Genomic DNA, 14,528 nt, shown 5'->3' on the forward strand with positions numbered 1-14,528 from the left:
GGAGAAAGAAGGTATACATATTGTCACGTTCGTTATATGCAGCTTTATTATTGTTGAGCCTCATTTGGGGCGGTTCGTTTATGTTTATCAAGGTGTTGTTGCTACATCAAGTAGGGCCGTGGACGATTGTATTTCTCAGATCCAGCTTTGGATTTATTTTTATCGTCTTATTAATGCTACTTATGCGCAGGCCGTTTAAAATCAAAAGCATTCCGTGGAAATCGGTTATTCTGGTAGCTTTGGTCAACATGGTTTTGCCATGGACATTGATCGGTTTTAGCGAGACCAGAATAGCTAGCAGCATGGCTTCTGTATTGAATGCCACCACGCCAATATGGACCATGTTGGTGGGGCTTGTTTTTTCGGGGCTATTTTTCATCGAATGCAGTGGTTAGGAATGGGTCTCGCTTTTGTAGGAATCATTATTTTATTGGGTATTAATCCTGCATCTATTATTTCTGTTGATCCTGTGGGTTTTGGATGTATGCTGCTTGCGACTCTCTGCTACGGATTTGGAACACAGCTCTCCAAACGTTTTCTCTCCAATCTTTCCATGTATCAGGCTACTTTTTCGACACTGTTTGGTGCTGCGGTAGGGGGTGGCATTATGATGGCAATTGTGGAGAGACCTGATTTGTCGATTGTTTCTGACCCAGGTGTATTGGGTTCTCTTATAGGACTGGGAGTTTTGGGATCAGGGGTAGCATATATTTTGTTCAACTACATGATTTTGCGGGGGAGTGCGGAATTTGCTTCTTCGGTGACGTATTTTGTACCAGTAAGTGCCATCGTATGGGGCTTTTTGCTCTTGAATGAACATATCGGCTGGAACGTTCTGACCGGGCTGGTCCTTATACTTGAAGGCGTGTTTATGGCCAACCAGCGTAGAACCGCCAAATTAAGTGGATAATAATCTAAACAGAAATAAAATACGCTTTGGTTATTATATTAAATGTGCATTCGCCAAACCTACGGTATAATGCGTTAATTCGCACATACAATAAAGCATGCTCACACATAAAATAAAATATGGTGCAGCAAAAAAGCAAGCTGTTTAGCAGGTGACAAGGTGTGGTATAATAAATTATAGAATTATATGTACCACAGAAATGTCGGAGTTTTATTCCACAAAAGAAAGGATCAGGATACCATGTGTCCCCGAAGGATACTTCCCCAAAGGACGATTTGGAAACGATTTGATCTGTCTTATACTTAGCTTTTCCGCGGAGTAACGTCAAGTTGCGAAAGCCAACTCTGCGGAAGAGGGGATTGTACATGCGAAGGACCAAGTCCTCCAGGCACATCTTACCCGGTAGCTTCCGTAAGAGTGGGTTCATCCACATCTAAACTTACGAGAAACCGAGGGAGCCTGTATGAGGAAAACTTACGAATCTATCGTGAACAATGGAGCACTGAGACAGATTGCTGTCATGTTGCTCGGAACATGCATTTTAGCTTTTACGTATTATCACATTAATGCTCAAAATCATTTGTCAGAAGGCGGATTTGCAGGCTTGGCCCTGCTGGGACATTACGCGTTTGGCATATCTCCAGCATGGAGTATGTTGCTGCTTGATATTCCCGTCATATTGCTGGCATGGGTACTGAAGGGCAGAAGATTTATGCTGCTTGCGTTAATCGGAGCCATCGCTTTTTCACTGTTTTATGCAGGATTTGAGAAGTATTCGACTCTGGTTATAGATCTACATGGAAATCTGCTGATAGCTGCTCTACTTTGTGGGGTGCTTACAGGTTTGGGAGCCGGAATCGTACTGCGATTCGGTGGAGCAACCGGGGGCGATGATATCTTATCTCTGCTGATCAGTGAGTGGCGCGGGTGGAAAATCGGCAACGTGTTTATTGTCAGTGACATCATCGTACTGGGATTATCATTGTTGTATCTGCCTATGAAGGAAACAATGTTTACAATACTGGCTGTGTGGCTTGCCGGAAAAATAATTACATGGACGACCACGTTCCAACTGCACCGACCTGTGAAAAAGGTACTGCCAGCGGCTATTCCCGCTAAAAAGGTGGTTGCCAAAACAGTGCCGGTCGTCCACAGCCTTCGTCAATAAGGAAAGGGTGTTACGTCAGGAGAGAAATCTTCTTACGTAACACCCTTTCGCTGTATTCAGCTTCTATCAGGAAGGCTTTAAAGTTGAATGAATGCGTCCATTCCGGTCATGAATAATTGCAGAAATCTGTTGGTGTTCTACAAAACTTTGAGCTTCGTCAATCGCCTCATTTTTGTGTTTAAAGGTTGAAATGGGCTGGTTGTGTCCCTCTTCTTTGATTGCCCAGCGATCCTCGTGCGGCACCACATGAATGGGTTCCTTTGCATCGGAAGAAGCGGAATGATGGTTGTGCAGATTTTCGTTCCATTCCTCGGCTTGGGAAGTGGCAATCGCAATCGAGCGCCCTTCTTCATAGCCGTCACGGAGTAGGGCGTTAGCAATATCGACGGCTTTTTCTCGCACACGAGGCTCCAGGTTTTTCATGGATGGAGGGTAATCATGTTTGTTCCAAGGCATAGTTGCACACTCCTTATAACAGATGATGTATTATGTATTACCCGTTGTCGGCTTAAACAAACGGAAATCAAAAAAATGAATATATTGTAAAATGTATCTTGAGAAAAAGCGTATAATGGTGTGCAGAATACCAGAAAAAGGAGTGAAGTATTTGCTTGCCTGGGGTTTTGTTTTTTTGCTGACTATCATCATTCATACTACAGATAGCTTGTCCTATGCTCTTCGGCTTGGTGGTTTGCGAGCGCGTCGGATTGGATTGGCGTTAACCGTTGCGGGGATGCTGCTGTTGGTTTCACGCACCTCTAACATGGCGCAGGGGCCTTTACTTGGAGGGATGGTCGATCAGGCTAAAGCTGCAACACAAGTGGGCAGAACGGATATTAGACTGGAACTATATATGCATGGGGTACTGCTGGCAGCAACCGTTGGAACTATGCTTGCTATATTACTGTATCCAACAGTGGTACGCATGTCAGCCAGATGGATTGTGCATTTGGAGCATACCGGATCTATTCCGGCTTTGGTGCGTCATTTAATGCTGCGAAGTCGCTGGAAACATGCAGGCTACTACATAAAGCGCCCCACCTGGTCAATGCTTACTTCACTGATTAGTGGAGCGATACCCAAGCGTCTAATTATTCTGAATATAGCTGTCACTGCGATTTATACAACAGGAGTAGTATCTGCTTTATATGCATCATTCCTGTGGCCTGCTCAAGGTACAGCAATGTCAATGTCGTCAGGTCTAATCAATGGCGTCGCAACGGTATTATTAACCTTGTTAATTGATCCAAGATTGGCGGTTCTGTCGGAGAAAACGCTACGAGGGGAGCTACCCTTAACTCGGATGAACAGCATGTACGGCTGGATGATCATCTCGCGCTTGGCAGGTACTTTATTAGCCCAGCTATTGCTAGTACCGCTAGCCATTTGGCTTGGATGGGTAATGAGTTAAATGGCTAGCTTACGTAATGATGTGCTGCCACATCCCAAAAAAGGCTGGCCCGTGATCATCTATTAAAGATAGATCGCGGGTCAGCCCCAATGATTCCATGGCTATTTACTGTTCAAATAATGACTTATATGCTCCGTATCCTTCACGTTCCAAGTCTTCTTGAGGCACAAAGCGGAGCGCGGCGGAATTTATGCAATAACGCAAACCATCTGGACCAGGACCATCATCGAATACGTGCCCTAAATGGGAGTCAGCTTCACGACTTCGCACCTCGGTACGGATCATAAAATGGCTGAGATCAGTTTTTTCTTTGACATTGTAGCTGCGCAATGGACGGGTAAAGCTGGGCCAACCGCAACCTGCGTCAAATTTGTCCAATGAACTGAACAAAGGCTCTCCTGATACGATATCCACGTAAATGCCTTCACCTTCATGATCCCAAAACTCATTTTGAAAAGGGCGCTCGGTCGCGTTTTTTTGTGTTACTTCGTATTGAATAGGCGTCAGCCGATCTTTAAGATCGGATTTATCAACCTTGCCGGACCAATTTTGCTCGATAAAATCTTCACGTCCCGAACCTTTGCGGTAGCGCTTGTAATGAGCGGGGTTCTTCTTATGATAGTCCTGATGATATTCTTCTGCTTCATAAAAAGTGGCCGCAGGCAGGATCGGTGTAGCAATGGGCTTGTCGAAGCGGCCACTTTGAGCCAAAGCTTCTTTAGACGCTTCTGCCTTGATTCGTTGCTCTTCATTATGATAGAAAATAGCCGTTTGGTAGGATGAACCCCTATCGTGGAACTGTCCACCTTCATCCGTCGGATCAATCTGCTGCCAGAATAGCTCCAACAGTTTTTCATACGGGAAAACTTGTGGGTCAAATGTAATCTGTACGGCTTCCACATGTCCCGTTGTTTCAGAACACACCTCTTCATAGGTAGGATTTTCGGTATGTCCCCCTGTGTATCCAGATCTAACCTTCAAAATACCGGGTAATTCCTCAAAAGGGGAAACCATGCACCAGAAGCAGCCACCTGCAAAAGTTGCTTTTTCTACTGTGTGTGGATTGTTGGTGCTCATATTTGTCACTCCAATCTGAGAATGTTTAATTAGTTGTTATTTAAATAGCTTACAATTAAATTATATACGAGATTTTTGCAAAATCCAACGAAACGTCAGAAACCAAACAGCAGTGTAACTGGCTCTGTCCTCAAAAATCGCAACGAAAGAGACGGTGGCAAACTATCGCATTATATTCTATTGGCGCGTTGAAGCCTTTTTCGGTAGAGTATAAAGCCGCCGCCCACCAGTGCAGTATATAGCACCAAAATGAGCAAACCGGTGATTGGATGTTCTGCAAAGGTGCCGCCTGCATAAGCATACACCGCAATTGCGGGAAGCTTGCCAATAGCTGTACCTAGGATAAAGCTCCAGAACGGAAACCCTGCTACTCCAGCGTATACATTTACCGCTGCCTGGGGGATGACCGGAATCAGGCGAGCCAGCAGCACAGCAGCAAAAGGCTCCCTCTCCATGACCCGATTGAAGCGCTCCAATGCGGGAACCCGCTCCAAATAGGCACGTCCTTTGTCACGGAACAGGGTACGTACGGCACTATAAACGACCAGCGCAGCCAAGGTAGTGCCCAGCCAGCAGATCAGAGCACCTTGCCAGGGGCCTGCGGCATAAGCAATAGAAGCGATAATCAGCTTGTACGGCACAAACGGTATTAACGCGAATAAAAATGCGAGCAGTAGCAGAACTGGAAAGGAGGTTTGCTTGTCCGCCCAGGCGAGCCAATCATATCTGTAGATAAACGCGATGCAAAGCAGCGAAACATAAGCCGCGACGAGTAGCCATTTTTTCATTTACATACCTCTTTCAATATCCCTGTTCGGCTTATCGCTTATACAGAAAAAAATAGGGTTCACATTCCCAATAATGTGTGCTATACTGCCACTAATAGAATAGTTCCCAAAGGGGAGTAGCTCAACGAGTAAAGTCGTCATTACGGGATTTTTAATCCCCGGCTTTATTGGCAACGTAATGTTGTAAGCGAGACCTTTGCCAGGATTTTAGGAATCCGGGTAAATGGTCTTTTTTTGATGCCAAATTTGGGTCAAGCGCCGTTTCCGGATTCCGTGAAATGGCGCTTTTTTAGTATAAAGCGCTGAACTATGTACAGTATAACAAATAAATAAAAAAGGTGGGAGAAACGTATGGATTTTTTGTCAATTGAGTTTTTAACCGCATTAGTATCCATCATTATCATTGATCTGGTGCTAGCTGGTGACAATGCCATCGTAATCGGTTTGGCGGCTCGCAATGTTGATAAGGCCAATCAAAAGAAGGTCATTATTTGGGGGACGGTCGGAGCGGTCATCATTCGTGTGATTGCTACAGTGCTGGTCACGTATTTATTGCAAATTTATGGATTGCGTTTGATTGGGGGACTCGCACTTATCTATATTGCCTATAAGCTGCTGGTCGAAGAGAAAAAACATGAAATTTCAGCTACGAATCAAATGTGGGCAGCGATCCGCACGATTATTATCGCGGATACGATGATGGGCCTCGACAATGTACTTGCTGTTGCGGGAGCAGCTCATGGAAACATGCTGCTTGTTATACTGGGTCTGGCAATCTCCGTTCCAATCATGGTGTGGGGAAGTACGATTATCTTGAAGCTGACTGAACGTTACCCAGTAGTTATTACGATTGGTGCTGCTGTACTGGCTTACACTGCCGCCAAAATGGTGGTGGCGGAACCGCTGATTGCACACTGGTTTATGAACGGGGTCATTAAATACGGCTTTGAGGTTCTGGTTGTGGTTCTGGTTGTAGCCATTGGGATGCGTGTTAAAAAAATTAAAAGTGAAAAAACAAGAAAGCAAGCGCAGCACGCCTAAGCTAACTTACATTAAGTAAACTTAGCTGAAGCTGAACATTCATGCCGTAGAGGCTGTTCTGTTAGGTCCAACTGGACCCGGAGCAGTCTCTTTTCTTTGCTTGTCAGCAGACTTCCATGTAAACTAGACAACAGATGAATGAGTGATTAAAGGTGGGAGCGAAATGGACAAGCAAACGAAGACAAGGGTAGCTATTGCAGGACTGGGTGGTATTGCTCGAAAAGTATACTTACCGTTACTGGCAGCACACCAAGGTGTAGACATTGTAGGTGTCATGAACCGTTCACAGGAGCCGGTGAGTTCCATTATGGAGCAATATAGGTTGCCAAGAGGAACGACTGATGTGAAGGAGATGCTAGCATGGGAACCGGAAGCTGTATTTATACATGCCGCGACCGAAGCTCATTTTGATCTAGTTATGGCGTGTATTGAAAAAGGGATTGCTGTGTATGTGGATAAACCGTTGTCCTATGATGTTCGTCAGAATCTGGAAATGACCGCTTTTGCGGAAGCGCAGGCCGTGCTGCTGGCGGTAGGCTTTAATCGACGTTTTGCCCCGCATTATGTAGCTGCTAAAGCATGGTTAGAGGAAGCAGGTGGATTCAGTCAATGTGCGGCCATTAAACACCGTACTGGATATGATCGAGGACCGGCGGCACAGACGGTTTATGATGATTTAATTCACATGCTTGATTTGCTTTTGTGGTTGGGTGGCGATGATTATGAGCTGCTGCATAGTAGTATGAATACGACGAGTGATGGATATATGGATGCTGCGTTCGGGACCGTACGTTTGGGGAATGCTACCGGAAGCTACAGTATGAGTAGACAGGCAGGGGCTGACATAGAGAAGCTGGAGCTTCACGGGGCAGGACGGTCTGTTGAAGTAATAAATATGGAACAGGCTGTTTTTATGCAAAAAAATCATTCACCACTAACGCAAACATTTGGAAGCTGGGATACGATTTTGGAAAGACGGGGATTCACCGGAGTCGTGAATCATTTTCTGGAGCATATTCATCGTCCGGAGGAGTGTGCTGTACGGGCTGGAAAAGTATTGGAAAGCCATATGCTGGCTGACGAACTGATCAGCCGTTTGAGTGTTTAATATGGAACGTCCGAACGTGATCTTAACAGTCCAGACAGACATCAAGAATTAGGTTGAAGGAGAAATGAATGAATGGAAGAAGATAACCGTGGTAAACAGCTAGAAGAAGCCATCATTGAAAATTATAAGCAAGAAGAAGATATGATGATCCTTGTATTTGCGCAATGGTGTATCAATCACGGGTTGGAGCCAGAGGAATTATATCGTGTAGCGTATCCGCATCAGGATAGTAACGAGCGTCTGCTACGAGTACGCAAGTTGACTGTATCGCGTGAAGAAGCGGGTGATATTCCGCTGGATACGGTATTAGGGGTACTGTCCATGTTCGGAAATGAGGACTTGGCGATGGTCGTATCTGAGGCGGCTGCCAGCCTTTCGTCGGAACGGAAATAGGGCTAGCCAGAATAAACAATATACTGTTGTCATTTATGGCATCATGGACTCACTGTATTTACTTAAGACATTGTTGATGGGGAGGGTAAGCTTACGATGGAAGATATACCTATGCCAAGTACCTGTAAAGGCTGTGAAAGAGATATCTCGATATCGGAAGAGCAAATTACCAGAATTCTAACCAACATGAGACCCAAAATGGAATGTGTAAACGATGAAGTGTACGAAGCCAGACTGTTGGCCTGCTCACAATGTGAAGAGTTAATGTCCGGGCATACATGTGGCATCAGCGGAAGTATTGTTCGTGTACGTGCTTTGGCGGCAGCTCAAAATTGTCCCAGTTACCATGGTTCACGCTGGATAGGAACAGCCTAAAAGATACAATGCTCAGGCTCGGCTGAACTTGGATTACGGGTTAAAGTAGTCATACCTTGGTCTGCCCTAATGGCAGGCTTTTTGGTTTGATTGGACCTTTTCTTAACGATTGACAAAAAGTAGGCAATAAAATATATTAAACACGTGAAATGTTTTTATTTAATTATTAATATTTATATTAATATTTTCTAGATGTGATGTTGCGTAAAAATTAAGATCGGAAGAAGATCGGTGGTATGAGTGATATTTAGACCAAAAATGAAAGCGCAAACATTCGTAAGGGTGTTCCAACAATCTTAATATTTTGGGGAGGGTTTGTTGTGAAGGGTTCTATTGTTGTTAATACCGATTGGAAACAAGGCATTATTAATAAAAATATTTATGGACAATTTGCTGAGCATCTTGGACGTTGCATTTATGAAGGCATATGGGTTGGAGAGGACTCACCGATTCCAAACACAAACGGAATTCGAAATGATGTAGTGGAAGCCCTGAAAAAGCTGAACATTCCTGTATTGCGCTGGCCGGGAGGCTGTTTTGCCGATGAATATCATTGGAAAGATGGTATCGGACCAAAAGAAAACCGTAAGAGAATGGTAAATACGCATTGGGGCGGTGTGGTTGAAAATAATCATTTTGGCACACATGAGTTTTTTCAATTGTGCGAACTGTTAGATGCAGAGCCTTATATTTGTGGAAATGTCGGCAGTGGTACAGTTCAGGAAATGTCGGAGTGGGTAGAGTACATGACCTTCGATGGAGAGTCCCCTATGGCTGCATGGCGTCAGGAAAACGGTCGTGAGAAACCATGGAAGCTCAAATATTTTGGAGTGGGTAACGAAAACTGGGGTTGTGGCGGTAACATGCGCCCAGAATATTATGCCGACCTGTATCGCCGCTATCAGACATATGTCCGTAACTATGGCGAGAACCGCATTTATCGGATTGCAGGGGGGGCGAATGTGGATGATTATCGTTGGACCGAAGTGTTAATGCGTGAAGCTGGGCATCTTATGGACGGTTTGAGCCTGCATAACTATACGATCCCGGGAAACTGGGAAGGGAAACGGCAAGCACTCGGCTTTGATGAAGCGGAATGGTTCGAGACGATGAAAAAATCATTGCATATGGATGAATTGATTACTCGTCATTCAGCCATTATGGACCAATATGATCCTGACAAAAGGGTCGGACTGATCGTCGATGAATGGGGAACCTGGTTCCTGACTGAGCCGGGGACCAATCCGGGCTTCCTGTATCAGCAAAACACGATGCGCGATGCGCTGGTAGCTGGGCTGCACCTACACATTTTCCATAATCACCATGACCGAGTACAGATGACGAATATCGCTCAAATGGTCAATGTTTTACAGGCCATGATTCTGACCGAAGGCCCTGCTATGCTGTTGACGCCGACATACCATATATTTGAAATGTTTAAGGTGCATCAGGATGCACAAGCACTGGCTGTTCATGTAAAGGTGGGCGATTATGAATATGATGGGGATTCCATCCCACAAGTAAGCGTGTCCGCCTCCAAGGCGCAGGATGACAATATTCATATTAGCTTTTGCAACATCCATCCGGGCGAGTCGGCAAACTTGAGTTTGGAGCTAAGAGGACTGGAAGAGGTTAAAAAGATCAGCGGTGTTGTTCTTGCCAGCGACGATATGCAGGCACATAATACGTTTGATCAGCCAGAGCGTGTGAAAAAGGAAGCTTTCACATCCTATCAGCTGCAAGGTCAGCATTTGGATGTTACACTGCCACCAATGTCGGTAGTGATGCTGACAATTGCTCCGTAAAAAAGCTGGGTTGTGGTATGTAAGCACAATTTCATTATTATTGGTTATGAACAAAGAGAGCGTTCAGGTGAACGCTCTCTTTTACCTACAATTGCTCGCGGTGAATCACCCTGAATTCTTTGGGCGACATACCGAAGCGGGAACGAAATACACGATGAAAATACGTGTAATTTGCAAATCCTGACGATTCGGCGGCTTGTTCCAGTGACATGGGACTGAAAATGATTCGTTCTCTCGCCATGTTAAGCCTGATGTCCAGCGTGTACTGCATAATGCTCGTATCGAATGTTTCCTTAAACAGATGTACTGCTCGGGATACGCTGATACCTACGTGTGAAGACACGTCATCCAGCTTGAAGTTAGAGGATGCATTTTCTTCAATATAATTTTTAATCTGATACGCAAGATAGTTATGATGAGTAGCGATAGGATGATCGGATAGCATACGGTCAAACTCCAAACATAAAATGCGCATGTAATAACTTGATATTTCCGGGTAAGGATTAGAAATACGTCGTTGCTCCATCACAAGCTGACGAAATAGGCCAAGCAGGGCTTCTGTGAGCTGAACCTTAATTCTGTTGGGTCGTTTATGATGGTTCCACCACTCATCTACCCAGGAACCACCGAAAAAAATGTGATAATCTCCACTTTCCACGACCAGATCTCCCATGGGATTCAACTCACTATGAATATCCAGTTCATAAGGCTCGGTAGGATTGAATAGCAGTAGATCACCCGCCTCAATCCGTGTCATTTCCCCGTTAATGCGGGCCTGGCAGCGTCCATCTGTTTGCAAACGGAATAAATAATTTTTAATCCCATCAGGCTGGTTCGAATAAAAGGGCTTTCGATGGAAGGAATAGCCTGCGGTAAGAACCTGACAAGGCTCGACGATAGACATGATGATGACTCCTTTGGACATATGGCTGTTTCAAATATTGACCAGATTGTTCATGTTTTAATCATATTATTCATTTTAAACGAAACAGAAATAGAATACTATGTGAACTGTAAAGCTTACATGTTAGATGAGAAAGTACATGTTGGAGGCCAAGGAGTGTGACGACGTGGAACGAATGAAGGCCGGGATTATCGGATGCGGTACTATTAGCTCGGTATATCTTGAAAATCTCCAAAAGAGCCCACTTATTGAAGTAGTGGCCGTCGCTGATTTACTAGATGAGAGGGCCAAGGAGAGGGCCGATGAATTCAACATTGAAAACGTATACAAGGTGGATGAATTGCTTCGTCAGCCTGAGATTGAGCTTGTATTTAATCTGACCGTGCCTGGCAGCCATGCACTGACAGATGTGGCGATACTAGAGGCAGGCAAGCATGTGTACAGTGAAAAGCCTTTGGCGCATTGAAATTCACGGACCATCGTGCTAATGCTGAGCTGGCCTACCATGTGTTAGAAGCCATGCATGCTTTTCAGCGCTCATCATTGGAAGGCAATCACATTACGCTGGAAAGCACGTTCAAGCCGGACGAGGATTTGTATTATGGAACAGATATAATGGAAAATTCATCCTAATTAAAGAGGTGAAGGGTAATGGCTAAAGTAGGATTGCAATTGTACACAGTAAGGGAAGAGCTTGAACAGGATTTTGAAGGTACATTGCGCAAGGTAGCTGAGTTTGGCTATAAAGGGGTAGAATTTCATACCTTTTTCGGACGCAATGCCAAGGATGTCAGAGCGCTTTTGGATGAGCTAAATCTGGAAGTTGTCGGAACTCATATACAATATTCTCGTTTGTTGGATCATTTGGATGAGGAGATTGCATACCACAAAGAATTGGGCAATAAGTACCTAATCGTTCCTTATTTAACCGAAGAACAGCGACAGTGGGATGAAATTTTTGCTAATTTGAATCGTATTGGTGAAAAAGTGAAAGAACAGGGCTTGATACTGGCTTATCATAATCATGATTTTGAATTGACAGAAAAAATCAATGATCGCCCGGTATTCGATGCTTTATATGATGCGGTTTCCGATGATTTGTTACAGGTCGAAATGGATACTTGTTGGGTATACTATGGGGGCTATGATCCAGTGGAATACATCGGACGTTATAATGGACGCCTGCCTATCATTCACTTAAAGGATATGGCACGTGACGAGCAACAAAAAGCAGTGACTGTAGAGCTTGGCAAAGGCGAAGTGCAGCTTCAGGCCATTACAGACGCCGCTATTCAGGCAGGTGTGGATTGGGTCGTCGTGGAACAGGATTTCTGCTCAAACCCTCCAATCGAAAGCATTGAAACCAGCATTAAATGGCTCCAACAATACGCAGCTCAGGGAGGAAATATTCATGTCTAAAACACTCAAAATCGGGATTATTGGTTGTGGAGGCATTGCCAACGGCAAACACTTGCCGAGTCTTGCCAAGCAGAAGCGTGCAGAAATCGTTGCATTCTGTGACATCATTCAGGAGCGCGCTGAAGAGGCAGCAGAAAAGTTTGGAGTTGAAGGGTCGCAAGTTTATAGTGATTACCGTCAGTTGCTAGAAAATAAAGACATTGAAGTCGTACATGTGTGTACACCCAATGACTCGCACTCAGAAATTACCGTAGCGGCGCTTGAGGCAGGTAAGCATGTGCTGTGTGAAAAGCCGATGGCTAAAACTGCTGAGCAAGCACGGGAGATGCTCGATGCAGCCAACCGTACAGGTAAGAAGCTGTCTATTGCGTATCAAAACCGATATCGTGATGACAGTTTGTATCTGAAGCAATTGGTTGAGCAAGGAGAGCTTGGAGACATTTATCTGGGCAAAGCCATTGCTCTACGCCGTCGCGCGGTTCCGACTTGGGGAGTATTCTTGGATGAAGAGAAGCAGGGCGGTGGTCCTCTTATTGATATTGGCACGCATGCACTCGACCTGACACTCTGGCTGATGGATAATTACAAGCCTAAAAGTGTACTAGGTTCAACCTTCCATAAGCTAGGGGATCGTAAAGATGCGGCAAATGCCTTTGGGCCTTGGAATCCTGAGGAATTTAAGGTAGAGGACTCAGCTTTTGGTTTTATTACGATGCAAAATGGAGCTACGATTGTACTGGAATCCAGCTGGGCATTGAACGTTGTAGAGTTTGGCGAAGCGAAGACGCTGTTATGCGGAACCGAAGGCGGAGCTGATATGCAGGATGGATTGCGCATTAACGGGGAAAAGAACAGCCGCTTGTTTGATACGAAAATAGATCTGGATGCAGGTGGTGTTGCCTTTTACTCTGGAGAAACGGAAAATGAAGCAGACCGCGAAGCTCGTCTGTGGATCGAATCTATTCTGGACGACAAAGAACCTCTTGTGAAGCCGGAACAGGCACTGGTTGTTACTGAAATTTTGGAAGCTATCTATGAATCGGCCCGTACCGGGAAAGCTGTCTATTTTGACTAAGCCCGTAATTATCTCGAATAGACCATCATTATAATGAAAGCAGCTTTTTTCACATATGATACAGGGAGGGATTTCTTTTGAAACTTGGAGTATTTATGGTGTTGTTCGGCGGACGTTCGCTGGAGGAGGCGCTGGATTATGTGGCTTCTCAAGGATTAGATGCTGTAGAAATCGGTACAGGCGGCAACCCAGGAGATAAGCATTGTAAGCCGGATGAGTTGCTGGAGAATGATACAGCGCTCAAAAATTTTAAAAAGGCAGTAGAGTCCCGTGGACTAACGATTAGTGCGCTTAGCTGTCACGGCAATCCTCTTCATCCGCAAAAGCATTTAGCCCAAGCTGATCATGAAACGTTTCTTAAAACCGTTCGATTGGCAGAAAAGCTGGAAGTTCCAGTTGTGAACACTTTCTCTGGCTGTCCGGGTGATCATGAGGATGCGAAATATCCAAATTGGCCTGTGGCTCCGTGGCCTAATGATTTTCAGGAAGTGTTGAAGTGGCAATGGGAGAATAAAATTATTCCTTACTGGACTGAGACGGGAAAATTTGCAGCAGATCATCATGTTAAAATTGGGCTGGAGCTACACGGAGGCTTCTCCGTTCATACACCAGCGACCTTGCTTCGTTTGCGTGAAGCTGCGGGAGAGGTCATTGGTGCTAATCTGGATCCGAGCCACATGTGGTGGCAGGGAATTGACCCAGTGCAGGCGGTTCAAATTTTGGGCCGAGAGGGAGCCATTCACCATTTTCATGCCAAGGATACGACGATTGATCCGGTCAATGTAAATAAATATGGACTTACCGATATGCAGGAATATACCAAAATGCTAGATCGCGCTTGGCAGTTCCGTACTGTGGGTTATGGACATGATGTAAAAACCTGGGCAGATATTATCAGTGCTCTGCGTCTGGTGGGATACGATTATGTAGTGAGTATTGAGCATGAAGATGGTCTGATGTCCGTGGAGGAAGGCTTTACTAAGGCTGTCCACAATCTTCGCCAGGTATTAATTGAAGAACCGCTGAGCGAGATGTGGTGGGTCTAACCTAATAG

Annotated in this window: 15 protein-coding genes and 2 pseudogenes; 13 read left to right on the top strand and 4 right to left on the bottom strand. The window is 45.0% G+C overall.

The features are described 5' to 3' along the window. Positions 1–20 precede the first annotated feature (20 nt). Positions 21–910, top strand: a pseudogene (locus NSQ58_RS12795) (DMT family transporter). A gap of 463 nt (positions 911–1,373) precedes the next feature. After that, positions 1,374–2,078: a YitT family protein gene (locus tag NSQ58_RS12800; RefSeq protein ID WP_023989290.1), complete on the top strand. Its 705-nt coding sequence runs from the start codon at positions 1,374–1,376 to the stop codon at positions 2,076–2,078. A gap of 66 nt (positions 2,079–2,144) precedes the next feature. Here the strand turns inward: NSQ58_RS12800 and NSQ58_RS12805 are convergent, their stop codons facing one another. Then, entirely contained in the window at positions 2,145–2,534 is a 390-nt protein-coding gene (locus NSQ58_RS12805; RefSeq protein ID WP_341057558.1) for a DUF2188 domain-containing protein, read from the bottom strand. A gap of 151 nt (positions 2,535–2,685) precedes the next feature. On the opposite strand from NSQ58_RS12805, the gene NSQ58_RS12810 reads away from it, so the two are divergent. Then, positions 2,686–3,489 (top strand): lipid II flippase Amj family protein, encoded by an 804-nt coding sequence (locus tag NSQ58_RS12810; RefSeq protein WP_023989288.1) that lies wholly within the window; start codon positions 2,686–2,688, stop codon positions 3,487–3,489. Positions 3,490–3,594: 105 nt separating this feature from the next. Here the strand turns inward: NSQ58_RS12810 and msrA are convergent, their stop codons facing one another. Together msrA and NSQ58_RS12820 are read right to left on the bottom strand one after the other, a co-directional pair. Beyond that, complete coding sequence (gene msrA / locus NSQ58_RS12815) at positions 3,595–4,566, bottom strand: peptide-methionine (S)-S-oxide reductase MsrA (protein WP_023989287.1); 972 nt, start codon at positions 4,564–4,566, stop codon at positions 3,595–3,597. A 170-nt stretch (positions 4,567–4,736) separates the two neighbouring features. Beyond that, complete coding sequence (locus NSQ58_RS12820) at positions 4,737–5,354, bottom strand: TVP38/TMEM64 family protein (protein ID WP_023989286.1); 618 nt, start codon at positions 5,352–5,354, stop codon at positions 4,737–4,739. Positions 5,355–5,705: 351 nt separating this feature from the next. Here NSQ58_RS12820 and NSQ58_RS12825 point away from each other — a divergent pair, with 351 nt between their 5' ends. The 5 genes from NSQ58_RS12825 to NSQ58_RS12845 all read left to right on the top strand — a co-directional run bounded on the left by NSQ58_RS12825 (position 5,706) and on the right by NSQ58_RS12845 (position 10,076). After that, a complete protein-coding gene (locus NSQ58_RS12825; RefSeq protein ID WP_023989285.1) occupies positions 5,706–6,395 on the top strand; it encodes a TerC family protein in 690 nt (229 codons plus the stop codon). Between the two features lie 163 nt (positions 6,396–6,558). Then, complete coding sequence (locus NSQ58_RS12830) at positions 6,559–7,503, top strand: Gfo/Idh/MocA family protein (protein ID WP_053325706.1); 945 nt, start codon at positions 6,559–6,561, stop codon at positions 7,501–7,503. A 72-nt stretch (positions 7,504–7,575) separates the two neighbouring features. Beyond that, complete coding sequence (locus tag NSQ58_RS12835) at positions 7,576–7,896, top strand: hypothetical protein (protein WP_023989283.1); 321 nt, start codon at positions 7,576–7,578, stop codon at positions 7,894–7,896. Between the two features lie 96 nt (positions 7,897–7,992). Next, the gene (locus NSQ58_RS12840) at positions 7,993–8,271 is read left to right on the top strand and encodes a hypothetical protein (protein ID WP_023989282.1); all 279 of its coding nucleotides are present in this window, start codon (positions 7,993–7,995) and stop codon (positions 8,269–8,271) included. 320 nt (positions 8,272–8,591) lie between these two features. Then, the gene (locus NSQ58_RS12845) at positions 8,592–10,076 is read left to right on the top strand and encodes an alpha-N-arabinofuranosidase (protein ID WP_341057560.1); all 1,485 of its coding nucleotides are present in this window, start codon (positions 8,592–8,594) and stop codon (positions 10,074–10,076) included. Between the two features lie 85 nt (positions 10,077–10,161). On the opposite strand, the gene NSQ58_RS12850 is transcribed toward NSQ58_RS12845, so the two are convergent. Beyond that, the gene (locus NSQ58_RS12850) at positions 10,162–10,980 is read right to left on the bottom strand and encodes an AraC family transcriptional regulator (RefSeq protein ID WP_023989280.1); all 819 of its coding nucleotides are present in this window, start codon (positions 10,978–10,980) and stop codon (positions 10,162–10,164) included. 166 nt (positions 10,981–11,146) lie between these two features. Here NSQ58_RS12850 and NSQ58_RS12855 point away from each other — a divergent pair. The 5 genes and pseudogenes from NSQ58_RS12855 to NSQ58_RS12875 form a co-directional block, all read left to right on the top strand. Next, positions 11,147–11,440: pseudogene (locus NSQ58_RS12855) on the top strand (Gfo/Idh/MocA family protein); the annotation flags it as partial. Positions 11,441–11,442: 2 nt separating this feature from the next. After that, positions 11,443–11,613, top strand: a complete 171-nt coding sequence (locus tag NSQ58_RS12860) for a hypothetical protein (RefSeq protein ID WP_023989278.1) — start codon at positions 11,443–11,445, stop codon at positions 11,611–11,613. 18 nt (positions 11,614–11,631) lie between these two features. Next, positions 11,632–12,399, top strand: coding sequence for a sugar phosphate isomerase/epimerase family protein (locus NSQ58_RS12865; protein WP_023989277.1), 768 nt, complete (start codon positions 11,632–11,634; stop codon positions 12,397–12,399). Further along, entirely contained in the window at positions 12,392–13,474 is a 1,083-nt protein-coding gene (locus tag NSQ58_RS12870) for a Gfo/Idh/MocA family protein (RefSeq protein ID WP_013310855.1), read from the top strand. Before NSQ58_RS12865 ends, NSQ58_RS12870 begins: the two co-directional genes overlap by 8 nt. A gap of 77 nt (positions 13,475–13,551) precedes the next feature. Further along, positions 13,552–14,520 carry a sugar phosphate isomerase/epimerase family protein gene (locus tag NSQ58_RS12875; protein ID WP_013310854.1) on the top strand — a complete coding sequence of 323 codons (969 nt, stop codon included), beginning with the start codon at positions 13,552–13,554 and terminating at the stop codon, positions 14,518–14,520. The last annotated feature ends 8 nt before the right edge of the window (positions 14,521–14,528 follow it).

Origin of the sequence: Paenibacillus sp. FSL M7-0134 (genome assembly GCF_038007865.1) — a bacterium.
In the GTDB taxonomy this organism is placed as follows: domain Bacteria; phylum Bacillota; class Bacilli; order Paenibacillales; family Paenibacillaceae; genus Paenibacillus; species Paenibacillus polymyxa_B.